Here is a 24,614-nt window from a genome sequence, read left to right as displayed (position 1 = left end):
GAAGTACAAGGGTTTTAAACAAATGCAATCAAAAAATTTCTGGATTATTTTCCATGACGCATGAGCAACGGCGAGTTAATGTAGCAAATTTGATCAGAAATATATATCGTTCAAATTCAAATTTATGAACGTTTATTTGCCTTCAGACATTCAAATAAATCTGTTTTTTTCATAACTAAATAAAAAAACACTATTTTTAATTATAAAGAGTTTCCGCCATATTAATTTCAGCACATTAAGGTTTTGATAAGAATAGAGGTATATATGGCATTACGTTTAGGTGACACCGCTCCAGACTTTGAACAGCAATCAAGTGAAGGAGTAATTAATTTTTATGATTTTCTAGGAGATAATTGGGGAGTTTTATTTTCACACCCTGCCGACTACACTCCCGTATGTACGACGGAATTAGGTTTTACAGCAAAACTAAAAGACGAGTTTGAAAAACGTAATGTTAAAGCGATTGCTCTCTCTGTAGATGATGTTGAATCACATCATGGTTGGATTAAAGATATCAATGAAACTCAGTCTACCACGGTAAATTTCCCAATCATTGCTGATCAGGATCGTAAAGTTTCGACTTTATATGATTTCATCCATCCCAATGCCAGCGAGACCCTAACCGTCCGATCTCTTGTTATCATTGATCCAAATAAAAAAGTACGCTTGATTATTACGTATCCAGCGTCAACTGGTCGCAATTTCCATGAAATTTTACGTGTTATAGATTCATTACAGTTAACAGATAACTATAAAGTGGCAACCCCTGCAAACTGGCAACATGGTGAAGATGTTGTGATTGTTCCCTCTATTAAAGACGAAAATGAAATTCAACAACACTTCCCTAAAGGGTACAAGGCAGTGACACCTTATCTACGTTTAACACCTCAACCTGATCTTGATTAATTTTGACGAGCCATCAAGTTTCAGCGTTCAGCCTATCCTCAGATAGGCTTTTTTTGATTATGGCTTATAATCTTTAACGCATTGATTTAAAAAGGATTTAAATTATGGTTTGAATCCTTTTTTCTAAAACAAAGTAAGAAACTATTGACGCTTATCCAGTGGTACCCAATCAATCACCCATGCTGATTTCATATTTAAACTTGCATCACTGTTAATTTTCTTACGTAACGCATCTGCCGAATCACGATCTTTAGATGGACCAACCATAATTCGAATACCTTTCGACGTTGGACTCTTCGTTACCTTATATCCTTTGGCACGAAGCTTAGCCGCAAGCGCATCTGCATTCGCCTCATTCGCAGCCAATGCCACTTGAACCATCCATTGACGATCTCCATTTTCCAGCAGATCACGAGCTTTTTCTGCCTCAGCTTTTTTCTTCGCTTCTTCAGCAGCTTTGCGTTTTTTCTCTTCTGCAGCTTTTTTATCAGCTTCAGCTTTCTTCTTCGCTTCTTCTGCTTTACGTTTTTCCTCAGCAGCTTTTTGCTCTGCTGCTTTCTTTTCAGCTGCACGTTTTTCTGCTTCGGCTTTACGCTTTTGTTCTTCTGAGGATTTCGCCTGTTGTTCTTTTTGCTCAGCTAAACGCTTCTGTTCAGCTATGCGATTTTCTTCAGCCAAACGCTTTTTCTTTTCAGCTTCATCCTCAACCAATTCAGGAGGAATATTGTCTGAACTTTGCTGAGCAGCGTTTCGACGAGCATTCATTGCAGCATATTCTTCAGCAGCGCGACGTGCAGCTTCAGCTTCGGCCTCTTGTTGCATTCTTAAATATTCAGCAGCACGAGCCTCTTGCTCTGCCACAGCTTTCTCACGAGCACGTCGTTGCTCTTCAAGTAAACGCTTTTCAGTTTCCACATCAACTGTGAGAGGTTGAAGTTGTACTGCTTCAGGTTCATTATTTTTTTGTTGAACAGCTTCAACCGGTTGTTCAACATTATTTTGGTGGATCTCTTCTTTGCCTTTTAGAAGTAATGCTGCCAATAAAACACCACCACCCAATAAAACAACACCACCCATCCAGCGTTGTTTGTTATTCATTGACATTCTCTAAATACTCCCAGACCGCTTCTAAGGTATGAAACGAACCACACACCAAAATCAGCTGATTATTTTTTGTTTCTTCAAGTGCTGATTTAAATGCGACCTGTACATTTGAATACTGTTGTACTGTCTCACCTTGAAGCGCTGACTCTAATTGTTTTAATGGTGCTGCACGAGGCACATCCATCGGCGCAATTTTCCACATAAATACCGTGTTTTTCAATAAATTAACGACTGAATCTATATCTTTATCCGCTAACATCGAAAACACAGCGATAACTTCTGTGTACTGTTTATTGTATTCTAAATAATTTCGCAATTGCTTTAACAAAAATTCTACACCATGCGGATTATGTCCCGCATCGAAAATCACTGTTTTTCCTGCGATTTCCCTTATTTCAAATCGACCTGGTAAATGTGCTTGAATAATGCCTTGCTCTAGTGCAGTTTGAGAAATTTTCAATCCACTGACCAATAATGCAGCCACGGCAGTAGAAACATTATCTAGGGCCAACTGACCACATGGTAATTTTAAGGTCAGTGCTGAACTTGAAAATGTCCAAGTTTTACCATCACCATTTGCTTGATAAAAATAATCCTGATTTAGACATGACAGCGTCGCATTACATGCAATGACTTTATCCTGAATTGATGTTGGAAGTATTTGTTGCCCACCAAAAATGACTGGAATATCTGGACGAATAATACCCGCTTTCTCAAAAGCAATTTTTTCAATGGTGTCACCCAGCCAATCTGTGTGATCCAATCCAATATTGGTAATGACAGCAACATTTGGATTAACGACATTCACAACATCCAAACGTCCCCCAAGTCCAACTTCCAACACCCAAACATCACATTTCTGTTGTTTGAAGATGACAAAAGCTGCGAGGGTTGTTGCTTCAAAAAAAGATAAACTTAAATCACATTCACGTCGTGCTTGATCAACTTGAACAAATGCTTCGATCAGAAGCTCATCTGAAACTTCCTGACCTGCGAGTTTTACACGCTCATTGAAACGATAGATATGCGGAGATTGATACAAACCGACTTGATATCCTTGAGCATTCAGAATAGAAGCTAAGGTTGTGGTTGTTGAACCCTTACCATTCGTACCAGCGACAGTAATGACTTTCGCTTGCGGGTGTGTAACGCCCAATTTTTCAGCCACAGGAATGACGCGTTCAAGCCCTAAATCAATTCCTGTAACGTGAACATGGCTCCAATAATCGAGCCATGTTTGTAAATTATCTGTACTGAGTGGAGCAGTGAGGTTCAAGGCAAATTCATCAATTTCGCTACGATACGATAAACTGTATCACGTAATGCGTGACGATGAACAATTTGATCGACTACACCATGATCAAGCAAGAATTCAGCACGTTGAAACGGCTCTTCTAACTTTTCGCGTACAGTCTGTTCAATGACACGTTTACCAGCGAAACCAATCATTGCTTTAGGCTCAGCGATATGCACATCACCCAACATGGCTAAAGATGCGGTCACACCACCATATACTGGATGAGTTAATACAACAATGTACGGAATACGAGCATCTTTCATTTTTTGAATCGCAGCTGACGTACGTGCCATTTGCATTAAAGATAACATTCCTTCTTGCATACGAGCACCACCAGAGGCAGCAAAACAAATCATTGGCTGTTTGGTTTCAATCGCACGCTCTGCTGCTTGTACAAATCGATCACCAACTACAGTTCCCATCGAACCGCCCATGAAATCAAATTCAAATGCACAAGCGATTAATGATAAACCTTTGATTTGTCCTTCCATCACCACGAGTGCTTCAGTTTCGCCAGTTTTCTCTTGTGCTTCTTTCATACGCACAGGATAAGCTTTACTATCCACAAACTTGAGTGGGTCTTTTGCAACAAACTCTTGACCTAATTCTTTTGCGGTTTGATCAAAGAACCAATTTAAGCGGTCACGTGCTTTCATTTTTAAATGCTCATCACATTGAGGACAAACATAAGCATTGAAAGACATCGCCGTACGAGTCACCAGAGCATGACATTCTGGACATTCAATCGTAGGCTCAGTAAACGTCGCTTTTAACGATTGCTGTTGATCAGGGATTTGAATACCTGGTACTGAACGATCTGTCCAAGGTGTTGCAGGTGCTAAAGTTTTCCCTGATTTAACTTCTTGATTCATACTAACTCATCGAGCGCTGCTCGAAGCTCCTTGACTTTATTGACCGCCTGTTCAACTGCTTGATCAGGAGTTGTCTGTGCAAATGGTTTAACAAAAGCACTACCAACAATGACCGCATCCGCTGCGCTTCCGATTGCTTTTGCAGAGGCTGCATCACTAATACCAAAACCTACACCAACAGGTACATCCGTCATCGACTTAATTTTTTCGATGCGTTGAGCAGCTTCATTCACATCTAAAGTCGCTGCACCTGTTACACCCTTCAAAGACACGTAATAAATAAAACCACTCGCTTGATTAGCGACATGTTGAATACGTTGATCTGTAGATGTTGGCGCCAACAAGAAGATCTGATCCATATCAAACTTTTTCAAGACAACATCGAGCGCTTGTGCTTCTTCAGGTGGTAAGTCCACCAACAGAATACCGTCCACACCACAGTCATGAGCAGTTGATACAAATTTTTCATATCCAATGACTTCTACAGGATTCAAATAACCCATCAACACCACTGGTGTATCTGTGTCTTTTTCACGGAATTGCTTGACCATTTCCAATGCATCCAATGTATTTGTACCGGCTGCCAATGCACGCTCAGCCGCAAGTGCAATCACTGGACCATCGGCCATTGGATCTGAAAATGGTAAGCCAAGTTCAATTACATCCACACCTGCTTCCACCATTTGATGTAACAAAGGAACCGTTACGTGTGGATGAGGGTCACCTGCCATGACATAAGAAACTAGAGCCTTACGCTGTTGAGATTTAAGCTGTGCAAATCGTGTGGCTAAACGTGACATAGGGATGTACTTTCCTTGAATTGTATAGAATTGAGGAGTTGGTTTTGTAAAATACAAGACGGCCCATTGTAACGCTATTTTTTACTCATTGAACAGAGTGTGATGAAAAGCACCAAACACTCTTTTCAGTTAAGTATTCCAAGTGCATATTTATCAATGTTTTGATTTTTTTAACAATGATCAAAAAGCTCGATTTTTTCTGTTTTTTCTAAATCATGAATATTTATATGAACTTATGTTTATTGATTAAAAATGTTTAAAAACAAATAGCTTAGCACTTACATTTTAACTTTTCTGAATTAGCCAAAGCTGTTCTATACTATACATGCTTACTCTTTTATTTCTTATGTTATGACCACAATCTCCCCAGGCAAAGCTTCTTCGCGAGCGCTTGCCCTTCTACCGCTTATTGTGTTTTTAGCCATTTTTTTGGGCAGCGGTATTTATCACACTCTGATTGGCACTGAGTTTGCCTTCTACCAAATTAAAGCACCCATTGCTGCTATCCCTGCCCTCATTCTTGCGGTATTACTTTATCGTGGCAAATTAAATACAGGTATAGATGAGTTTCTCCGTGGGGCAAGCCATCCTAATCTTATTTTAATGTTTATGGTATTTATGCTGGCAGGTGCTTTTGCCAGTATTAGTAGTGCCATTGGTAGTGTTGGTGCAACAGTACAATTAGGTTTATCTCTCATTCCTTCGGCTTTTGTCCTGCCAATGCTCTTTGTTATTTCAGCGTTTATTGCTACTGCGATGGGCACCTCGATGGGTACTATCGCTGCTTGTGCGCCGATCGCATTTGGCTTCACTCAAGTCACTGATATAAATCCTGTTGTTGCGATTGGCGCTGTGGTTGGAGGAGCCATGTTTGGTGATAACTTGTCGATGATTTCAGATACCACTATCGCCGCAACTCGTAGCCAACGTGTAGAACTAAAAGATAAATTTAAAGTCAATGTATGGATTGCAGTACCAGCAGCACTTTTCACGATTTTGATTTATTTTGTGATGAGTCGTGATACGCAACAAATTTCTTTCAATGACTATAATTTTTGGCTGATTTTGCCTTATTTAGCTGTATTTGCTTTGGCTTTTACCCGATTACATGTGTTGGCTGTACTTATGCTGGGCATTGTTATGTCTGGACTCGTCGGTCTGATTCAAGCCCCCGACTTTAACCTACTTAAATTAAATATTGCGATTTACGATGGCTTTTTGGGCATGTTTGAAGTCGCATTGCTTTCAATGTTACTCGGTGGTATTTCTGCCCTTATGCGAAAAGAAGGTGGCTTAGAGTGGCTAATACAACGCATTTATCAACTTACGCGTTTATTCAAAGTGGGAACGCAAAGAGCTGGTGAAATCGGAATCTGCCTTCTGGTAATCTTGTCTAATTTCTTTGTGGCAAATAATACGGTTGCCATTATTCTATCTGGCGATATGGCACGTGAAGTTGCTAAAGAATATGGTGTTGACCCAAAACGCTCGGCTGCTTTGTTGGATATTTTTTCTTGTGTTGTTCAAGGCTTAATTCCGTTTGGCGCACAATTATTATTGGCGTGTTCAATTGCAAAATTATCGCCAATGGAAATGATCCAAAACGTTTTTTACTGCTGGATCTTAGCGGTGATTGCTATACTCTCCATTGCTTTTAGATATCCCAAAATACAGATGAATCAATTTTAGACTGGCATAAAAATTAAGTCTTTAAAGGTAAGCTACATGCTTACCTTTTTTATTTCCATAATCTAACTTAGATTATGGTGGTGAGTTGGTCGTTGTTTAAGTTGTTTTTTAAACTGCAACAGCGTTATTCCATTATACATTTTAAATGCTCTAGCAAGCGCAGACTGATCTGAGTAACCGAGTTGCACTGCGATATCCGTTAACTCTAGCCCCTGATTTAATAGGCGCTCACATTGTGACATCCGCTCTTGCTCAAGTATGCGTTTAAATGATGTTCCACGATCTTTTAATTGTCGTTGCAAAGTCCTCACCGACAAACATAATTCTGTCGCAATATCTTCAATCTTTGGCGCTTCGTGACGAATACGCAAATACTCAGCAATAATTAAGTGGAGTTGCCGATCAAGACTCGATTGCACGGGTTTTGATGCAATCGCCTCTTCCGCTTGTTGAACCAACAATTGCATAAGTGAAGGATCTGCTTGTTGGGGTTTTAGCTGCAACCCCTGCGTGCGAATTTGAAACTGATATTCAACTTGGCTGAACTCTACCTGACAACCATAGAACTTTTGATATTCATACAATGGTGCGATAGCTTCATGCGCCATGATCACTTTATACAGTGGAAAGGTATCATGCACTAATATTTGCTTTGCCAATGAAACCATCATGGCATTCGTCAACTCATTGATAAAATTATAGTCATCACAAATAAACGGCCAGCTTAAAATCAGTATTTCACCGTTCTGGTGAATCTGCATGGGAGTAATCTCTTCACCATCAATCACCAAGCGGCTAAATCTTAAAATATAGTTCAGTGCTTCCGCCACCGTCTCACTTCGTGTCGCCATATATCCAAGCACACCAAAATGCTCAGGTTTCACATATTGAGCCATTTCAAAAATATAATTGGCGCGATTCAAATAAACCTGTGTGAGAGAGTTAAGTTTTAAGAAAAAAGAATAAGATGATTGCATGGCAATCGGTGCTGCCAAAATCTTATTCAGCGTATCAACATCCTGATTTAACGCAGTCTTTATCTCTTTATCGAGCTGTTTCACTTGAATAAATGTTTGCCATAAATGGAAATATCCATTGGGTATTTGAATATCTTTCACGATGCACTATTCCTTTAGGCAAATTTGACTTTATTCATTTTCATTTGTCGTAAAATGTATAAAAAATGGCAAGTACTGTCAAAACAATCAGACCAATGCCATACATACTTAAACGATCTAAAGCGGATGAATGAAAATAAGATGAACGCATTGGTAAAATATCAGGTCGATCCTGTCGTACGCATGAATCTCAATTTCAAGCTCTCAGAAATTCCTCGTTTTTGGTTTGGTGGAGATCCATTCAAAACCCGTATGTTTGATGCATTGAGTCTAACTTTCCCAGACGGAGAGCGCTACTTCATTGAATCAGTTCGATTATTTAGAGATAAAATCAAAGACCCTGAATTACAAAAACGCGTCGCAGATTTTATTCGACAAGAAGCACAGCATGGAATTGCGCATGACAAGATGAATAAGGTCATGAAAGATCAAGGTATGCCTGTCGATCAATTTATTAAGGTTCTTAACAAAATTTTTAAATTCGAACTGACACGTCGTTCACCTCAATACAATATTGCCATGACTGCTGCAGCCGAACACTTAACTGCATTAATGGCTGATACTTTTTATAGTCAAAAAGCAACCCTTGAAGATGCTCACCCCTATGTGCGCGCGCTTTTAGCATGGCATGCTATCGAAGAGATGGAGCATCGTGATGTGGCTTTTGATGTCATGAAACAAGTCGGTGATGTTCCAGAACTTACTCGACAATTTGCTTTGGCATTTACAACTTTTATGATGCTTGGATTTACAACTTATCGTGCCAATATCATGTTGAAGTATGACGGATTTAGTCGTTTAGACCGTTTCAAAATGACCGTCAAAGGACTTCCATGGTTTATCGGTCGAAATGGCATGTTAACGAGAATGAAAGGTCCATACTTAGATTGGTTTAAAAAAGACTTTCATCCAAGCCAACATCCTGTGATTGCCCAATATGATGTCTGGGTAAAAACATTAGCCGAGACCAATGATCCAATTCAAGCTGGTGAAGCATTCTGGCAAGCAGCTCGATAATATTCCTATCGCCGGCTAAATCATTTTTATTCGGATGATTTAGCCGACATTACTTACAGTTTTAATCTCCTTCTCTCTTCTTTTGTCCTGTAGAGATAATGACCTCAATGTGATTTTTTTACATACTTGTTCTTTCTGCATAAGTGATAAAAATAAAATGAATGCAATTACCACATACCATCCAGTGATTCGTAAGCACCTTGATTTCCGACTTAACGAAGTACCACGATTTTGGTTTAACAACGATCCTTTTAAAACACGTGTATTTGATGCTTTGAGTTTGACATTTCCAGATGGAGAACGATATTTCATACAGTGTGTCCGACTATTTCAACCGCATATTCAAGATCCTGTCTTAGCCAAACGTGCGAAAGACTTTATTCAACAAGAAGCGCAACACGGTATTGCCCATGACAAAATGAATAAAATTTTAATTGAGCAAGGTATGCCAATTGAAAAATATATTCATCAAGTCAATCAACGTTTCAAACATGCGTTAAAAAGGTATCCTGATCGTTTTAATATTGCGATCACCGCTTCATGCGAACACTTAACCGCTTTAATGGCAACGACCTTTTTCAGTCATAAAAGTACGATGGCCCATGCACATCCTTTTGTCCGTGGTTTATTTGCATGGCATAGTATTGAAGAAATGGAACATCGCGATGTAGCTTATGATGTCATGATCGAGGTAGCGCAGACTTCAAACCTTACACGTTATACCGCCTTGGTTTTAGTTACGCTTATGATGTTTGGATTTACCATGCAAAGAACACATGGACTTCTCAAACAAGATGGCTTTACTCGAATTGAAAGGTTAAAAATGTTTGCTCAAGGCTTGAAATGGTTGCTTGGAAAAGATGGCATTTTAACGGCAAAAAAACGAGAATATTTAGACTGGTTTAAACCTGATTTCCACCCAAACCAACACCCTATTATTCATCAATACCAAGTTTGGGTTGATACGCTCGCTGAAACTCAAGATCCAATTCAAGCAGGTGAAGCTTTTTGGCAAGCTGCGATATAAAAAAGAATGTAAAAAAAAGTCCGATCAATCGGACTTTTTTGTTGTTATGACGCCATTACCATTTAGCGTAATGTTGCTCTAATAGTCCATACTCTTGATTAAGCTCAATATGCTGACCATCATCTGAAATAATAAAACCCGTAATTTTAGATTGCCACTGACTGAACTGGCTGCCTACCATTCTAAGATTAAGATTTTCATAACGGCGCCAACCTGTTTCAATGGTCAATTGTAATTTGTCATCCATAGATCGTATGGTCCACATCTGATCATTTTGCATTTCAAAAAGAACATCCGTCAACGCATAAAGGCGCCCATTAATCCACAAACAATTTTCATTCCCAAAACTTTCATTCACACCAGAGGCAAGATTCAAACCCACACGGTTTCCTTGCGCATCCCAAAAATTTGAAGATAGCCAAAACCAAGCCGTTTCAGGTCTTAGAAAACCGCAAGTATCATCAAGCGAAGCAAAAGTTCGTGAGTTAAATTCGATTCTTTCTTTTTGTTTATTAATGAAATACCCCTCAACGGCCAATGTAGTTAGTTTCTGAGTATAGGTCCAACCATTAATCCCAGTAGGACTGCACATCGACAAAGGATCTGTTCCAGCACAAAAGATTCGTGCAGACAGTTTTTCTTCACCATGTTTGATCACTTTGATATAACGAACACCATTGGCGTGTTGAATATCGAGTTGGATTTTTCCATGTTGAAAATGGCTATGATTAAATAGTGGCTGTTCATCTAGAACCGTACTGTGTGCCAATACATTAATCGCATTCCACTCGACGACTTGTCCGGTGTTATGGTCATAAATATAGATGAAACCATGTCCCGCCCAAGCGATATCGACGATAGCCATCCCAATGCTGTAATGCTCATGTTGGATACTACAAAACTTAAATTTCTTATATTTAAGTTTTTTTCTCCACCCTTTGAGCACTTTGCCATATGGCGTTTTATAAATATATTTTGAAACAGAAATTGCACTTGGCAATTCTGTAAAACGCCCATAGCGCGGTTGACCATTTACTTGAATTAAATCCATTGGGACTCAGCCTAATTTCATTCCATGACAATTATAGACTTTAGTCTAAAGTATTTCATTTACTGTGTGACAGCATAAATTAAAGAACCGATAAAGATCGGTTCTTTTTTCTCATATATTCAATACTTTGACTACCAGTTCCCTTCACCCAGTGTTTGGCCGATATAATGATACTGTGCCTTGGATCTTGAAAATTTAATTGGACAAGCCAACTGTTTTTCTACCTCATTTGCATCTTTCCTTAGAGGTACATCTACTGTCCAAGCACGTTGTTGAGCCAAATCTGACGTCAGAGCTTCATCTAGATTTAACACAGGTTCTACACATACGTCTAATTCAGAAAATGTTTTACGCCATACATCAAAACTTTTTTCCTTGATTTTATCAGCGATCGCAGCCTTGACTGCTTTTCGATCTTCAACATCAAATGAAGTTCCTTTTTCCAATAAGATAGGCAGTTCTAATATAGTTGCCAGACCTGTCATAAATTGAGGCTCTAGACTCCCAATTGAGATATAGCGCCCGTCTTGCGTTTGATAGTAGTCATAAAATGTCCCCCCGTTCAGATGTTCATTTTCAGGGTACTGATTCTGTCCACCTGCAAGTACAGCTGCCGCAGCCATATTGTTTAAGGTCACCGCACAATCCGTCATAGAGATATCAATATATTGACCTAAACCACTCCGTTGCCTTTCAATCACGGCTGTTAAAATGCCAATCACTGCGTGTAAAGAACCTCCTGCGACATCAGCAATTTGAATCCCCATCGGTGGTGGTCCACTTTTCTGCCGACCTGAATGCCCAGCAATCCCTGAGAGCGATACATAATTAATGTCATGTCCCGCTTTATCTTTATAAGGACCTGTTTGCCCATATCCTGTTATTGAACAATAAATCAGACGTGGGTTTATTTCAGATAAAGTTTGATAGTCGAGTCCTAAACGTCGCATCACTTCAGGACGGAACTGCTCAATGACGATATCGTATTCTGAAATTTTTGATTTAATGAGTTCAATACTCTGACTATCTTTTAAATCTAGGGCAATCGACTGCTTGTTGCGATTCAAATAACTGTGCGCTGTGGCTTGACCATTTGCATAAGGTGGCAACAATCTGACAAGGTCTGGTCGATTTGGTGACTCTATATGGACTACCTCTGCCCCTAGATCTGCTAAGTACAAAGTCGCAAAAGGTCCGGGTAATAATGTGGAAAAATCTAAAACTTTCAATCCCTTTAATGCAGCTGTCATTGTTATTTTCACCAAGAATATGTTGATTTTTCACCCATAATAGAAATATAAAACAAGATTAACAATGTCATGTTCAGCCATTTACCTTGATCATTTCGGCAATTTATGATGTAAAAGAGCAATTACTCTAGTGATAATTGCCAATTAAATTATTTTTTGTGTCATTTAGGTCAAGTAGCAGTGAACATCAAAGAGACTGAAGGATTTAACATGAGTCGCGATACGATAAGTATCCATTTTGTGAATGCAGCCCTGACTGGGGTAAAACGTCTAGGGATGGATGTTGACACTTTACTTTCACATGTCGGCATTGAAGCTGAACTACTCCGCCAACCTAAAGCACGTATTTCTCCTGAGCAGTACACACGCTTTGTTAAAATGCTGTGGATGGTCACCCAAGATGAACACGTTGGTTTTGATATCCAGCCACGTCGCTTAGGGACCTTTGCGATCATGTGTCAATTGATCATACATGCCAAAACTTTAGGTGATGCGCTTGAGTTATCATCACAGTTCTACAAGTTATTTGGTGATGAGTGGTCTGTGACTTTAGAGCGCGATAAGCATGAAGCACGCTTAGTTCCACTCATTCCAAAAACAATGGATCCTGACCATTTCATTACTGAAAGTATGCTCATGATCTGGCATGGTTTGGCATCGTGGCTCATTGAGCGTCGCATCCCCTTAGAGCGTGTACATTTTTCATATCCACGCCCACAACATGCAGATGAATATGATGCGTTATTTTTTGCGCCAGTAATCCAATTTGATTCAGCTCGTACTGAAATCACATTTGCTGCAGACTACTTAGATCTTCCAATTCGCCAAGATGAAAACACCTTGGAAGAATTTCTAAAAGGTGCTCCAGCGAAACTGTTGGTGAAATTCAAAAATACCAATTCGCTCACATCACGTATTCGTGAAGTATTGAAGAGCCAAATTGGTGAAGAAATGCCAACATTAAATGATGTTGCAGCCATGCTTTATTTATCACCACAGACGCTTCGCCGTCGCTTAGCTGCTGAAGGTAAGAGCTATCAAGGTGTGAAAGATGCTTTGCGTCGAGACGCCGCAATTCACTTACTGTTAAACCCATCTTTAACTTTAGAAGATGTGGCACAACAAGTCGGCTTTAGTGAAACCAGTACCTTCCACCGAGCATTTAAAAAGTGGACAGGTGTCACACCAGGCTTATACCGTCAATTACATGGTTATCATTAATTTAGTCAAACATAAAAAAGTCTGACATTGTTCAGGCTTTTTTTTACATATGGATTTAAGTGCTTATTGATTTTGCAAAAATATTCAAGTTGAAATTAAACTATTCGGAATATTTAAAGGAATAATAAGATGACACTTACTGCAATCCTGAAATCAATTTTGATTGGAATAACAATTTATTTTTAAAGTGTAAAATCACACAGTTATGGACCTAAAGTTGATATACGGTACACTTATAATATTGTCGGAGAAAATGCATATCAATAAAACTTACTCAAAATAGCTGGTCAAAAAAAAGCTGTATCTAAATTTCATGAATGTACTGCTCATGTTCTGTCAGAACCATTTAACCAATACGATTCAAATGCGATCAAAGTTGAAATCAACGGATTAACAGTTGCCTATTTAAGAAAATTAGAAGCTGAAAAACTGAAAGGGCAGATTATCAATAAAAAAGTGCCCGCTGTAATTAACGGTGGTTGGTATGTTGATGAAGATGATGAAGGTTCTTATGGTGTAAAGCTTGCCATATCAAACGCCAAAGATTTGATATAGCAAAATTATAATCAAAGCATTCGCAATACAAATTTGTTTTTTAATTCGTCAAAAACTTTCATTTCACAATCTAAAACATTTAATTTTTCAGTGACCAAAAATATCAAACGACTCATCCGTTCTCGTCATTGCACAATCACATAGATCATCTACACTCAAAACACCATAACAATTTCAACCTATAAAAAAGGAACTATTATGAGCGAGGCTTACATCATCGATGCCATTCGCACACCACGCGGAAAAGGAAAAAAAGATGGTTCTTTACATGAAGTAAAACCAATCACATTACTCACAACGCTGTTAAATGAACTTCAAACTCGCCATCAACTCGATACTTCTAAAGTCGATGACATCGTACTGGGTTGTGTAACTCCAATTGGTGATCAAGGCGGTGATATCGCTAAAACTGCTGCAATTGCAGCAGGCTGGAATGATGATGTAGCAGGCGTTCAAATCAACCGTTTTTGTGCTTCAGGACTAGAAGCTGTCAATCTTGCTGCACAGAAAGTTCGTTCAGGCTGGGAAGATGTTGTCGTTGCAGGTGGTGTAGAGTCAATGTCGCGTATTCCAATGGGCTCCGATGGTGGGCCATGGGCACTCGATCCAGAAACAAACCTGAAATCTACCTTTGTTCCACAAGGGATTGGTGCTGATTTAATCGCAACTTTAGATGGATACTCTCGTGCTGATGTAGATGCTTTTGCTGCAGATTCACAAAAGAAAGCAGCAGCGGCTCAAGCGAATGGTTACTTCAATAAATCAGTTGTACCAGTAAAAGATAAAGCTGGTGTTGTCGTTTTAGATAAAGATGAATTCATCAAACCAACGACTACCGTTGAAGGCTTAGCCAAATTAAATCCAAGCTTTGAAATGATGGGCGGTATGGGATTTGATGCAGTCGCATTACAAAAATATCCAGAAGCTCAGAAGATTAATCACGTTCACCATGCAGGAAACTCTTCAGGCATTGTAGACGGCGCTGCTGTTGTTCTACTTGCATCTGAAAAAGCGGTTCAAGAACAAGGCTTAAAACCACGTGCCAAAGTATTAGCAACTGCGCTTGTCGGAACTGATCCAACAATCATGTTAACTGGTCCAGCACCTGCGGCACGCAAAGCTTTGGAAAAAGCTGGCTTAACCATTGATGATATCGATTTATTTGAAGTGAACGAGGCGTTTGCGGCTGTAGTAATGCGCTTTATTAATGAACTGAATGTCGATCCTGCAAAAGTCAATGTAAATGGTGGTGCAATTGCAATGGGTCATCCACTCGGTGCGACAGGTGCCATGATTTTAGGTACGTTGCTCGATGAACTTGAGCGTCAAGGTAAAAAACGTGGCTTGGCTACACTGTGTGTAGGTGGTGGTATGGGTATCGCAACGATCATTGAATTGGTATAAGGAGAAGAATAATGAGTGCAATTCAATTTGAAAAAAATGCTGATGGCATTGTTATTCTCACCTTAGACTCACCTAATCAGTCTGCCAATACCATGAATGCAGATTTCCGAGTTGCTTTGGAAGAGACTGTAGCAAAACTGAAAGCCGAATCTGGCATTACAGGTATCATTTTTAAATCTGCAAAGAAAACCTTTTTTGCAGGCGGTGATTTGGATGAGTTGATTCAAGCTCAGCCAGAACACGCCACTGAATTCTTTGGCATGATCCAAAAAATGAAAGCGGAATTCCGCTATATTGAAACCTTGGGTGTACCTGTTGTCGCTGCATTAAATGGAACAGCTCTCGGTGGCGGTTGGGAAATCGCATTAGGCTGTCATGCTCGTATTGCATTGAATGATCCTAAAGCGAAATTTGGTCTGCCTGAAGTTACCTTAGGTTTGTTACCAGGTGGCGGTGGTATCGTGCGTATGGTACGACTGCTCGGCTTACAGAATGCTTTTCCTTTCCTGATGGAAGGTAAACAATTTGGTGTAGAAAAAGCAAAATCTCTAGGCTTAATTCAAGATACGGCTGATTCTGAACAAGAGCTCATGGATAAAGCGATTGCTTGGATTAAAGCAAATCCAAAATCTCAACAACCATTTGATGTTAAAGGATACAAAATTCCAGGTGGTACGCCATCATCACCTCAAGTGGCTCAAGTCCTTGCAATTGCACCAGCGATGCTGCGTGATAAAACAAAAGGTTGCTATCCAGCCCCTGAAGCCATTATGGCTGCTGCCGTTGAAGGTGCTCAGGTAGATGTTGATACTGCATTAACTATTGAGTCTCGCTATTTTACGTATCTGGCAACTGGTCAAGTTGCGAAAAACATGATTGGAACTTTCTGGCATGGACTGAATGCAATCAAATCAGGTGAAAGCCGCCCTAAAGAGCCTACAAAGTGGCAAGCGACCAAAGTAGGCGTTTTAGGCGCTGGAATGATGGGGGCTGGCATTGCCTACTCGACAGCGATTAAGGGGATTCAAGTCGTCCTTAAAGATGTATCGATTGAAAATGCGGAAAAAGGTAAGGCATATAGTCAAAAACTGTTAGATAAACGTGTTTCACAAGGTCGAATGACTGCTGAAAAGCGCGAACAAATTTTATCTCTCATTACCCCTACAGCGAATGCAGCCGATTTACAAGGCTGTGATTTAATCATTGAAGCTGTATTCGAAAATCAAGAACTCAAAGCCAAAGTAACTCAAGAAGCTGAGCAATATTTGGTTGACGGCGGTGTGATGGCTTCTAATACGTCAACCTTACCGATCACAGGTCTTGCAACAGCAAGTAAAGATGCGAAAAACTTTATTGGACTGCATTTCTTTAGCCCTGTTGATAAAATGCAGTTGGTTGAAATTATTAAAGGTAAAGAGACTTCAGCTGAGACACTAGCTAAAGCCTATGATTATGTTCAACAAATTGGAAAAACACCTATCGTTGTGAATGATAGTCGTGGTTTCTTCACCAGCCGCGTATTTGGTACTTTTGTCAACGAAGGTTTGCGTTTACTGGCTGAGGGAGTACATCCAGCCAAAATTGAAATGGCTGCTTTAAAAGCAGGTATGCCAGTCGGTCCATTAGCAATCCAAGATGAAGTCGCATTAACCTTGTCTGAGCATGTGACCAACGAAACGCGTAAAGCGCTTCAGGCTGAAGGCAAAGATTTACCACACTCCCCTGCTGAAGATGTTTTAAAGCAAATGATCCATGAATTTGGGCGTAAAGGGAAAGCTGCTGGTGCTGGTTTTTATGAATATCCAGAAAGTGGTAAAAAATACCTTTGGGATGGTTTAAACCATTGGACGAAAGAAACAGATATTTCTGAACAAGAAATGATTGATCGCTTCCTATTTGTTCAATCCTTGGATACGCTGCGCTGTTTGGAGGAGGGAGTTTTAGAGTCTGTCATTGATGGAAATATCGGTTCTATTTTTGGCATAGGATTCGCCCCTTGGACTGGCGGCGCTTTACAGTTCCTCAATCAATATGGACTCGCACAAGCGCTTGAGCGCGCGAATCAGCTTGAAGCGAAGTATGGTGAGCGTTTTAAAGCACCTCAACTCCTCAAGGACAAAGTTCAGTCTGGTCAATCAATCTGATTGATATAAATTAAAAACCTCTCTTCGGAGAGGTTTTTTTCGGTCTTGTCGATAAATATGTGTTATAAAGTAACATATTTTCTCAGATTCATTTTACCCAACTTGGTATAGCATTATGACTGATCATTCTTCACCAGAAAAATCTCCTTGGGGTTGGAAAGCGCTAATTATCGCGATCATTTTAAGTATTATATTTATGGTGATTTTCTATGTAGCCATTGAAAATGAACCTGACTATATGCCAAGTAAACAACGAACAGAAACCAGTGAACATCATGCATTCAAAGCATCACCTGTGATGTCTGAAGAAGCAGCAGCAAAAATCGAAGCCAACAAAGCTGCTCAAGCTAGTGCAACTGAACACAATATGACTGAAGAAGAACACGCAGCAATGGGCGAACACAGTCATACACATGATGATCAATCAGGTTCACATAGTCATTGATATTTGTGATGAAAAAACGGAGCATTGGCTCCGTTTTTTTATTCAAGTTGCATCGTCATATAAACATGAGGAATACCACAATCTAAGTATTCCTTACCTTGGGGCTCAAACCCTAAACGTTCATAAAATGGTAATGCATGAACTTGAGCAGAAAGATTCAAGGTTGGTCGCTTTTCCCTTTGAGCAAACTGAATTATAAATTTCATGAGCTCAACCCCAAAACCTTTTCCTCGATAAGCCTTTATGACTGCTACCCTTCCAATACTATGATTTTGAAGTAGTCGAGCCGTGGCGATTGCCTCACCTTCATGGAAAACAACGAAATGAATCGATGTCTCATCTTCCATATCCCATTCGTCTTCAGGTGAAATTTGTTGTTCCAGAATAAATACTTGCTCTCGTATCTGCATCGCGTAGCACTTTAATTGCGACCATGAACCTACTTGAACATCGAAGACATTACTCATGTGTTAATTCCCAAAGGTGTGTTAGCACTTTTCACCAATATTTTGTTGCTCCCACTCTCCTTTTAGAAGCAACTCTAATGAGTGCTTTTGAATACCATACATATTTTTTAATGCAATTATTTGATCTAACACTTGCTGATCTGGTGCGTTAAAGTCTTTGCGCTTGGTGGCTAAAATCATTTTATTTTTACTGGTATGCTCCAAAGCCACAAATTCAAAAACTTTTGTCTCGTAACCATAGGCTTTTAACAATAGCGCTCGAATTGTATCTGTCAGCATTTCAGCTTGTTGCCCCTCATGAATACCAAACTGCAACATTGGTTTTAGTACAGAGGGACTTTGTATTTGAGGTCTCAACTCTTTGTGGCAGCACGGCGCGCACATAATCATTTGCGCATTCAATCGAATACCGGTATGAATCGCAAAATCAGTTGCTACATCACAGGCATGCAACGCAATCATGACATCGAGTTTTTCAGGCGAGTAAGTTCGTACATCTCCTTGGAAAAAATCTAAATGCTTAAAATCTGATTTACGGGCAACATCTTGACAGAATTGAACCATTTTCTCGTTCAGTTCCACACCTGTAACATAAGGATTGTAATCATTTTTTTGTAAGTAATCATACAGTGCAAAGGTGAGATAACCTTTACCTGAGCCAAAATCGACAACGTTGAGCTGCTGATCAACTTGAATTTGGTTTAATGCGCCTGAGCAAATCTCAACAAATTTATTAATCTGTTTCCACTTACGCGCCATGCTTGGAATAATTTGTTCTTTTTGATCCGTAATACCCAACGGTTGAAGAAAATAACTTTCTTGCTCAACAAAACGGTGTTTTTGACGGTCGTGTGATTTTTCAATGATCTTGGAGACTGAAGCCTTTTTACTTTGAGTTAAGATGGCTTTTTTCTTATTTTTCTTGAGCTGTAACTCGCTGTCCAATGTAAAAAGATTGGCTTGTTTGCATTCACTGACTAATTTACTCACCAACGAATCAGCTTCATCAATTGGAAAATTTTTGGTCACATCTTGAGTTTTAAAGCGATACAGAACATTCAGCATCCATTCATCTTGTAGTCGAATCATGCGTAAAGTCATCTTTTCTAAAGCTTCGATCTCACCTTGATATTGGCTCAGAATCATACGATCAAAACGCTGAGAAGCTAATGCTTGATGAAATGCTTCAAGAAATTGTTGCTCTTGCGGGGTGGAAGATGCCGAAACGGTCATAAACAGTGCCAAAAAAAGAAATGCTATTAAATTTTAATGCGTCTTACGCGAAAAGCAAAATTCAATTACGATACAGATGTATAATTAAATGTGTAAGTGAACAATGAAAGCATCTCCTGCTTCGTATGATCCATTAGAAGAAAAAATTAATTTCATCAGTCATGCCATTGGTGCTGTATTGGCCGTCATCGGTGCCATTTTATTGATTATAAAAGGTGCTGCTTATCCTATGGCACAATGGATCGGGCTTTGGGTCTATGGACTTAGTTTAGTTCTACTCTTTACGGCGTCTAGTCTTTATCATTTTGCGGAAACACCTGAGCGTCGGGGTTGGTTTAAAAAATTGGACCACACGGCTATTTATTATCTCATCGCAGGAACATACACTCCTTTTCTATCTATAGCTTTACCAACGCAAAAAGCTCACTATTTATTAATTGCGCTTTGGGTAATTGCGGCGATTGGCACTTTGTTCAAATTGGTATTTATTCACCATTTTCAAAAAATATCGCTTTTAGCCTATCTCGCAATGGGATGGTTAGCATTACTTGTGATTGATGATATGCGCACATATTTATCTGATCAAAGTTTAACCCTCCTTATTGTTGGTGGCCTTGCTTACACCATAGGCGCATTGTTTTATGCTTTAAAAAAGGTAAGATACACTCACGCTATCTGGCATATTTTTGTATTGATAGGTGCAGGATCACATTTCCTGTCTATTTATCTTTACGTGCTATAACCACTTTAACTACATCGTCTAGCAACCCTAACACCGTAGAGCAAGCTGGTATTTCGTATTTTTTTAAGAAATTACGCCTTTTTTAAAAAGATTACGCTATTAAATCTAAGTTTTTTATTTTTAGTAAGTGTAAGGTCTCTCATGGCGTCTAATACAGCATCACAACAAGCTCAGCCCGCAAACTCTAAAACTCGGGTATTAACTGCAAGCCTCGTTGGTACAACCATCGAGTTCTTCGATTTTTATATTTACGCAACAGCTGCGGTCATAATTTTCCCCTACTTGTTCTTTCCAACAAGCACAGATCCTATGACAGCAACGATTCAATCATTAGCAACTTTTGCAATCGCATTCATCGCACGTCCTATCGGCGCCGCACTATTCGGTCATTTGGGAGATCGAATCGGTCGTAAAGCAACCTTAGTGGCAGCCTTGCTAACCATGGGACTTTCTACCGTTGCGATTGGTTTACTTCCAACCTATGCGCAAATTGGCATTGTGGCACCCTTACTTTTAGCTTTGTGCCGATTAGGTCAGGGCTTAGGTTTAGGTGGCGAATGGTCAGGTGCAGTTCTACTCGCAACTGAAAATGCGCCAGAAGGCAAACGTGCTTGGTACGGTATGTTCCCTCAACTTGGTGCACCAATCGGCTTCATCCTTGCCACAGGCTCTTTCCTTACGCTTGGGGCATTCATGAGTGAAGAAGCATTCATGTCATGGGGATGGCGTATTCCATTTATTTCAAGTGCCTTATTGGTGATTGTAGGCTTGTGGATTCGCTTAAAGTTGCATGAAACGCCAGCATTCCAAAACGTGCTTGATAAACAAAAAGAAGTGAATGTTCCTTTTGTACAAGTTTTTAAAAAGCATTCAAAAATGCTTGTACTCGGAACGATTGCAGCCATTTGTACTTTCGTAGTTTTTTACTTAACCACTGTATTTGCTTTGCAATGGGGTACAAAACAATTAGGTTACTCTCGTGAAGAGTTCCTACAACTTCAGTTGGTTGCAACGCTTTGTTTTGCAGCATTTATTCCCCTTTCTGCAATTTTTGCGGAAAAGTTCGGTCGTAAAACCACTTCGATCGCGGTGTGTGTAATTTCTGCTATTTTTGGTATTTTCTTTGCGGACATGTTGGAGTCAGGAAGTACACTGATTGTGTTCTTATTCTTATGTATTGGTCTTGCGATTATGGGCTTAACCTATGGTCCAATCGGTACAGTACTTTCAGAAATCTTCCCGACATCGGTGCGTTATACTGGTTCGGCGTTAACATTTAACCTTGCTGGTATTTTTGGTGCATCTTTCGCACCTTTGATTGCAACGAAATTGGCAACTGAATATGGTTTGTCTGCAGTAGGCTATTATTTGACGGCTGCATCAATCCTTTCGCTGATTGCTTTCCTCATGATTCGCGAAACGAAACATGATGATGTGAATAATCAAATTTGATGCTTTCAGCTAATAAAAAAACCGGCTTAAGCCGGTTTTTTTATTAGCTGAGCTCAATGATATCAATCATCGGTGGTACTCTGAATCTGAATGGGACACCTACCATACCAGTACCTACGGACACATAAACATTGGCATGTTCATGCTTATATAAACCACGTTTATGACCCAAGATAGATACTTTTTTCATGATGTAATCTGTCAACCACGGAAGCTCCACTTGTCCCCCATGAGTATGCCCTGACAACATCAACGGATGAGTTGGCAATTTTGGCACCATATCCACCGTATCCGGATTATGTGACAGAATTAACCACGGCTTATCTTGTGGTAAATCAGGCATATCCCGCATGTCAGCCTTACCTGCCCACAAATCCCCCACACCAATCAATCTAAACTCATCAAACTCAACAATCTTACCTTCAATATCCATCACCTGATTTGAAGCTAGCGCATCTTTTAATAATGCCTGAATCGGTGGACCTGGATATTGCTCATCATGATTACCATTCACAGAATAGACAGGCGCTTGAATTTCTCTTAATACTCGGAGCTCTTCTGCCAGCTTATTTTCTGGTTCATAGGTCCAATCACCTGCCACAACCACTAAATCTGGTTGAGCTTGATTAATCTTATTCACGATAATTTTCAGTTGTCTTTCATGCCCAGAAAACAATCCAATATGTAAGTCTGCAATTAATGCCACTTTAATCGGATGTTTAAAGGGTTGCGCCGAACTTAACTTGTAACTCAGGTTATTCACTACTACACGATGTGGCTCAATGAAACGTGCATAAATCAATACACTGCTCAACAAGAAAATAAACACACCTTCATGCAATGAAAATATACCTTGCCAAGTAGCAAAAATACTAAAAAACCACAACGGAACAAGTAAATACGAAAGATAAAATGCCAAGAGATGAACAAAGGCTTTAAATGGATGTATGGTTTCAGTTCGAGATTGGCTCATCCATGCTTGCGTGACTCCCCAAATAGCGAAGAGCGAGAAAATAATATAGAACGCAGCAAGGATGTTATTTGTTGTCCACATATTCAATCTCTTTCATTAAATCAGACGAATAATCTGAGTGGTTCATTTATCTTTTAAATGGTGCTCTTTATACTTTAGCACATTGAGTTCAAAGAATAGATTATGCAAGCAAATCACATGGAAAAGAATCAATCTCAACAATTGAATCGCCAAAAGAAAACATCTTTTAAAATGCGCTTCATCATGAGTTCATGTTTGATTCTTGCTTTACCCGCATGCTCAACTTTACCCACTCAACAAGCTGTTGCACCTCAATATGCGTATGACATCGACACTCATGACACTTCATTGGCGCAAATTGTCGAACCTTTGAAAATTAAGAATCCTGAATTAACAGGTTTTCATGTTTTATATGATCCAATCGAAGCGATAGCTGCACGTTTTCAATTAATTGAGAAAGCCGAAAAAACACTCGACCTTCAATATTACATTTGGGATAACGACCGTGTAGGTGCATTGGCTCTTTATAAAATCATTCAAGCTGCTGATCGTGGTGTAAAAGTCAGATTGTTAATGGATGACAATAACGCTAAGACGATGGAAAGTATTTATCTCGCGCTGGATCAACATCAAAACATTGACGTAAAGTTATTCAATCCTTATAAATTCCGACGCCTTAGACCCGTTGATATGATTTTGGATCTGAAACGTATCAATCGACGGATGCACAACAAAACGTTTACAGCTGACAATCAAATTACCCTGATTGGCGGCCGAAATATGAGTAATCAATACTACAATGTCAGTGACCGATATCAATTTTCAGATGTTGATGTCATGCTTGTCGGTCATGCAGTAAGTGATATTACACACTCATTTGATGAGTACTGGAATCATGAATATGCCTATCCAGTTAAAAATATTGTCAATCATCAACAATATACATTGCGCTATGAAGGTTTAAAACAGCAACTGCAAGAGCACTTTGATGATGGTGCTGTACGTAGTTATGTTGAAATTACTCGTGAATCTCATGATTTTGATCGTTGGCTCAATCAAGAAATTAAGCTGGATTGGGTGAAAGCAGAAGTCATCAAAGATTCTCCTGAAAAAATCAAAGCGAAAGCTAAGAAAGAAGAACATCTCAACTTTCAACTGGTTGAACGCTTAGAGAAACCAGAAAAAAGTGTCGATATCATTTCCGCTTACTTCGTTCCTGAACGCAAGGGTGAGCAACGCTTAAGTGCGATCGCACAAGATGGCGTTAAAGTTCGCGTACTGACCAACTCTTTTAAAGCCAATGATGTTGCGCTTGTACATGCATTTTATGCGAAATATCGTCAGGATTTACTGCAAAACGGCGTAGAGTTATATGAGTTCCTCCCTGCTTTGCCAGAAGAATTCCAAAATAAAAATAATATTGAAATTTCTAAGCAGTCCAAAGTGAGCCTTAAAGGGCTGAGTCGCTCAAGCCTGCATGCAAAAATGATGGCTTTGGATGATAAGCAAGTATTTATCGGATCATTTAATTTTGATCCACGTTCAGCCAATTTAAATACTGAAATTGGCGTCATTTTAAACAGCCAGCCCCTAGCGCAAGCTGTACATAAAACCATGGATCAGAACCTAAAAAAATATGCCTATAAATTAGTTCTAGATTCACAAAATAATATTAATTGGAAACAAGCGAATCCTGATGGTATTAAAATCTATACCAAAGAACCAAAAATGAAATGGTGGCAAAAAGCAAGTTTGAAAGTTATCTCATGGTTACCAATCGAAGGATTCATGTAAAAACAGGGATCATCATGATCCCTGCTTTGCTT

At 39.5% G+C, this 24,614-nt stretch carries 21 protein-coding genes; 11 read left to right on the top strand and 10 right to left on the bottom strand.

All coding sequences use genetic code 11. The features are described 5' to 3' along the window. The first annotated feature begins 264 nt into the window (after positions 1-264). Positions 265-906 (top strand): peroxiredoxin, encoded by a 642-nt coding sequence (locus tag AC1M9C_RS13945; protein WP_481953919.1) that lies wholly within the window; start codon positions 265-267, stop codon positions 904-906. 141 nt (positions 907-1,047) lie between these two features. On the opposite strand, the gene AC1M9C_RS13940 is transcribed toward AC1M9C_RS13945, so the two are convergent. Genes AC1M9C_RS13940 through trpA form a run of 4 tightly spaced genes read right to left on the bottom strand, consistent with a single transcriptional unit; the run spans position 1,048 to position 4,979 of the window. After that, the gene (locus AC1M9C_RS13940) at positions 1,048-2,010 is read right to left on the bottom strand and encodes an SPOR domain-containing protein (protein WP_481953918.1); all 963 of its coding nucleotides are present in this window, start codon (positions 2,008-2,010) and stop codon (positions 1,048-1,050) included. Beyond that, the gene (folC, locus tag AC1M9C_RS13935) at positions 1,997-3,286 is read right to left on the bottom strand and encodes a bifunctional tetrahydrofolate synthase/dihydrofolate synthase (RefSeq protein ID WP_481598014.1); all 1,290 of its coding nucleotides are present in this window, start codon (positions 3,284-3,286) and stop codon (positions 1,997-1,999) included. The genes AC1M9C_RS13940 and folC overlap by 14 nt, the downstream gene beginning before the upstream one ends. After that, positions 3,283-4,179, bottom strand: a complete 897-nt coding sequence (accD, locus tag AC1M9C_RS13930; protein WP_035267924.1) for an acetyl-CoA carboxylase, carboxyltransferase subunit beta — start codon at positions 4,177-4,179, stop codon at positions 3,283-3,285. The genes folC and accD overlap by 4 nt, the downstream gene beginning before the upstream one ends. Next, a complete protein-coding gene (gene trpA / locus AC1M9C_RS13925) occupies positions 4,176-4,979 on the bottom strand; it encodes a tryptophan synthase subunit alpha (RefSeq protein WP_035267926.1) in 804 nt (267 codons plus the stop codon). The genes accD and trpA overlap by 4 nt, the downstream gene beginning before the upstream one ends. Before the next feature lie 351 nt (positions 4,980-5,330). Here trpA and AC1M9C_RS13920 point away from each other — a divergent pair, with 351 nt between their 5' ends. Then, complete coding sequence (locus tag AC1M9C_RS13920) at positions 5,331-6,668, top strand: Na+/H+ antiporter NhaC family protein (RefSeq protein ID WP_481953917.1); 1,338 nt, start codon at positions 5,331-5,333, stop codon at positions 6,666-6,668. A 62-nt stretch (positions 6,669-6,730) separates the two neighbouring features. Here AC1M9C_RS13920 and AC1M9C_RS13915 read toward each other — a convergent pair whose 3' ends face one another. Continuing rightward, positions 6,731-7,786, bottom strand: coding sequence for an AraC family transcriptional regulator (locus AC1M9C_RS13915; RefSeq protein ID WP_481590896.1), 1,056 nt, complete (start codon positions 7,784-7,786; stop codon positions 6,731-6,733). A 141-nt stretch (positions 7,787-7,927) separates the two neighbouring features. Here AC1M9C_RS13915 and AC1M9C_RS13910 point away from each other — a divergent pair, with 141 nt between their 5' ends. Both AC1M9C_RS13910 and AC1M9C_RS13905 read left to right on the top strand, forming a co-directional pair. Next, positions 7,928-8,803 carry a metal-dependent hydrolase gene (locus AC1M9C_RS13910; RefSeq protein WP_481587988.1) on the top strand — a complete coding sequence of 292 codons (876 nt, stop codon included), beginning with the start codon at positions 7,928-7,930 and terminating at the stop codon, positions 8,801-8,803. 157 nt (positions 8,804-8,960) lie between these two features. Continuing rightward, positions 8,961-9,830 (top strand): metal-dependent hydrolase, encoded by an 870-nt coding sequence (locus tag AC1M9C_RS13905; protein WP_481587989.1) that lies wholly within the window; start codon positions 8,961-8,963, stop codon positions 9,828-9,830. Positions 9,831-9,885: 55 nt separating this feature from the next. Here the strand turns inward: AC1M9C_RS13905 and AC1M9C_RS13900 are convergent, their stop codons facing one another. Both AC1M9C_RS13900 and AC1M9C_RS13895 read right to left on the bottom strand, forming a co-directional pair. Then, positions 9,886-10,881, bottom strand: coding sequence for a DUF2804 domain-containing protein (locus tag AC1M9C_RS13900; protein WP_481587990.1), 996 nt, complete (start codon positions 10,879-10,881; stop codon positions 9,886-9,888). Positions 10,882-11,012: 131 nt separating this feature from the next. Beyond that, positions 11,013-12,131 (bottom strand): CaiB/BaiF CoA transferase family protein, encoded by a 1,119-nt coding sequence (locus tag AC1M9C_RS13895; protein WP_481587991.1) that lies wholly within the window; start codon positions 12,129-12,131, stop codon positions 11,013-11,015. A gap of 210 nt (positions 12,132-12,341) precedes the next feature. Between AC1M9C_RS13895 and AC1M9C_RS13890 the strand changes: the two genes are divergently transcribed. From AC1M9C_RS13890 to AC1M9C_RS13875, 4 genes are all read left to right on the top strand, one after another. Further along, positions 12,342-13,352, top strand: a complete 1,011-nt coding sequence (locus tag AC1M9C_RS13890) for an AraC family transcriptional regulator (RefSeq protein WP_092768523.1) — start codon at positions 12,342-12,344, stop codon at positions 13,350-13,352. Between the two features lie 753 nt (positions 13,353-14,105). Continuing rightward, complete coding sequence (locus tag AC1M9C_RS13885; protein WP_035267939.1) at positions 14,106-15,311, top strand: acetyl-CoA C-acetyltransferase; 1,206 nt, start codon at positions 14,106-14,108, stop codon at positions 15,309-15,311. Between the two features lie 11 nt (positions 15,312-15,322). Then, a complete protein-coding gene (locus tag AC1M9C_RS13880; protein WP_481587992.1) occupies positions 15,323-17,455 on the top strand; it encodes a 3-hydroxyacyl-CoA dehydrogenase NAD-binding domain-containing protein in 2,133 nt (710 codons plus the stop codon). 115 nt (positions 17,456-17,570) lie between these two features. Continuing rightward, the gene (locus AC1M9C_RS13875; protein ID WP_035267942.1) at positions 17,571-17,900 is read left to right on the top strand and encodes a hypothetical protein; all 330 of its coding nucleotides are present in this window, start codon (positions 17,571-17,573) and stop codon (positions 17,898-17,900) included. Between the two features lie 38 nt (positions 17,901-17,938). Here AC1M9C_RS13875 and AC1M9C_RS13870 read toward each other — a convergent pair whose 3' ends face one another. Further along, complete coding sequence (locus AC1M9C_RS13870; RefSeq protein ID WP_481953916.1) at positions 17,939-18,367, bottom strand: GNAT family N-acetyltransferase; 429 nt, start codon at positions 18,365-18,367, stop codon at positions 17,939-17,941. Positions 18,368-18,388: 21 nt separating this feature from the next. Then, positions 18,389-19,600 carry a class I SAM-dependent methyltransferase gene (locus tag AC1M9C_RS13865; protein WP_035267945.1) on the bottom strand — a complete coding sequence of 404 codons (1,212 nt, stop codon included), beginning with the start codon at positions 19,598-19,600 and terminating at the stop codon, positions 18,389-18,391. Positions 19,601-19,703: 103 nt separating this feature from the next. On the opposite strand from AC1M9C_RS13865, the gene trhA reads away from it, so the two are divergent. Next, entirely contained in the window at positions 19,704-20,342 is a 639-nt protein-coding gene (gene trhA, locus AC1M9C_RS13860) for a PAQR family membrane homeostasis protein TrhA (RefSeq protein ID WP_035267946.1), read from the top strand. Positions 20,343-20,483: 141 nt separating this feature from the next. Continuing rightward, entirely contained in the window at positions 20,484-21,794 is a 1,311-nt protein-coding gene (locus AC1M9C_RS13855; protein ID WP_035267948.1) for an MFS transporter, read from the top strand. Positions 21,795-21,837: 43 nt separating this feature from the next. Here the strand turns inward: AC1M9C_RS13855 and AC1M9C_RS13850 are convergent, their stop codons facing one another. After that, positions 21,838-22,848 carry a metallophosphoesterase gene (locus tag AC1M9C_RS13850; RefSeq protein ID WP_035270000.1) on the bottom strand — a complete coding sequence of 337 codons (1,011 nt, stop codon included), beginning with the start codon at positions 22,846-22,848 and terminating at the stop codon, positions 21,838-21,840. Between the two features lie 171 nt (positions 22,849-23,019). On the opposite strand from AC1M9C_RS13850, the gene AC1M9C_RS13845 reads away from it, so the two are divergent. Further along, on the top strand, positions 23,020-24,582 hold the full coding sequence (locus AC1M9C_RS13845) for a phospholipase D family protein (RefSeq protein WP_481953922.1): 1,563 nt from the start codon (positions 23,020-23,022) through the stop codon (positions 24,580-24,582). Positions 24,583-24,614 lie beyond the last annotated feature (32 nt).

This window comes from Acinetobacter sp. 24-47-39, assembly GCF_056783825.1.
This window is presented reverse-complemented; position numbering and strand designations above follow the sequence as displayed.

Bases quoted from the DNA above. Each gene is read 5' to 3' on its own strand.
- AC1M9C_RS13865 (WP_035267945.1), bottom strand. From the start codon at position 19,600: ATGACCGTTTCGGCATCTTCCACCCCGCAAGAGCAACAATTTCTTGAA.
- AC1M9C_RS13900 (WP_481587990.1), bottom strand. From the start codon at position 10,881: ATGGATTTAATTCAAGTAAATGGTCAACCGCGCTATGGGCGTTTTACA.
- AC1M9C_RS13890 (WP_092768523.1), top strand. From the start codon at position 12,342: ATGAGTCGCGATACGATAAGTATCCATTTTGTGAATGCAGCCCTGACT.
- AC1M9C_RS13880 (WP_481587992.1), top strand. From the start codon at position 15,323: ATGAGTGCAATTCAATTTGAAAAAAATGCTGATGGCATTGTTATTCTC.
- AC1M9C_RS13875 (WP_035267942.1), top strand. From the start codon at position 17,571: ATGACTGATCATTCTTCACCAGAAAAATCTCCTTGGGGTTGGAAAGCG.
- trhA (WP_035267946.1), top strand. From the start codon at position 19,704: ATGAAAGCATCTCCTGCTTCGTATGATCCATTAGAAGAAAAAATTAAT.
- AC1M9C_RS13905 (WP_481587989.1), top strand. From the start codon at position 8,961: ATGAATGCAATTACCACATACCATCCAGTGATTCGTAAGCACCTTGAT.
- AC1M9C_RS13940 (WP_481953918.1), bottom strand. From the start codon at position 2,010: ATGTCAATGAATAACAAACAACGCTGGATGGGTGGTGTTGTTTTATTG.
- AC1M9C_RS13870 (WP_481953916.1), bottom strand. From the start codon at position 18,367: ATGAGTAATGTCTTCGATGTTCAAGTAGGTTCATGGTCGCAATTAAAG.
- AC1M9C_RS13885 (WP_035267939.1), top strand. From the start codon at position 14,106: ATGAGCGAGGCTTACATCATCGATGCCATTCGCACACCACGCGGAAAA.
- AC1M9C_RS13850 (WP_035270000.1), bottom strand. From the start codon at position 22,848: ATGTGGACAACAAATAACATCCTTGCTGCGTTCTATATTATTTTCTCG.
- AC1M9C_RS13945 (WP_481953919.1), top strand. From the start codon at position 265: ATGGCATTACGTTTAGGTGACACCGCTCCAGACTTTGAACAGCAATCA.
- AC1M9C_RS13910 (WP_481587988.1), top strand. From the start codon at position 7,928: ATGAACGCATTGGTAAAATATCAGGTCGATCCTGTCGTACGCATGAAT.
- trpA (WP_035267926.1), bottom strand. From the start codon at position 4,979: ATGTCACGTTTAGCCACACGATTTGCACAGCTTAAATCTCAACAGCGT.
- AC1M9C_RS13845 (WP_481953922.1), top strand. From the start codon at position 23,020: ATGCGCTTCATCATGAGTTCATGTTTGATTCTTGCTTTACCCGCATGC.
- AC1M9C_RS13895 (WP_481587991.1), bottom strand. From the start codon at position 12,131: ATGACAGCTGCATTAAAGGGATTGAAAGTTTTAGATTTTTCCACATTA.
- AC1M9C_RS13920 (WP_481953917.1), top strand. From the start codon at position 5,331: ATGACCACAATCTCCCCAGGCAAAGCTTCTTCGCGAGCGCTTGCCCTT.
- accD (WP_035267924.1), bottom strand. From the start codon at position 4,179: ATGAATCAAGAAGTTAAATCAGGGAAAACTTTAGCACCTGCAACACCT.
- AC1M9C_RS13855 (WP_035267948.1), top strand. From the start codon at position 20,484: ATGGCGTCTAATACAGCATCACAACAAGCTCAGCCCGCAAACTCTAAA.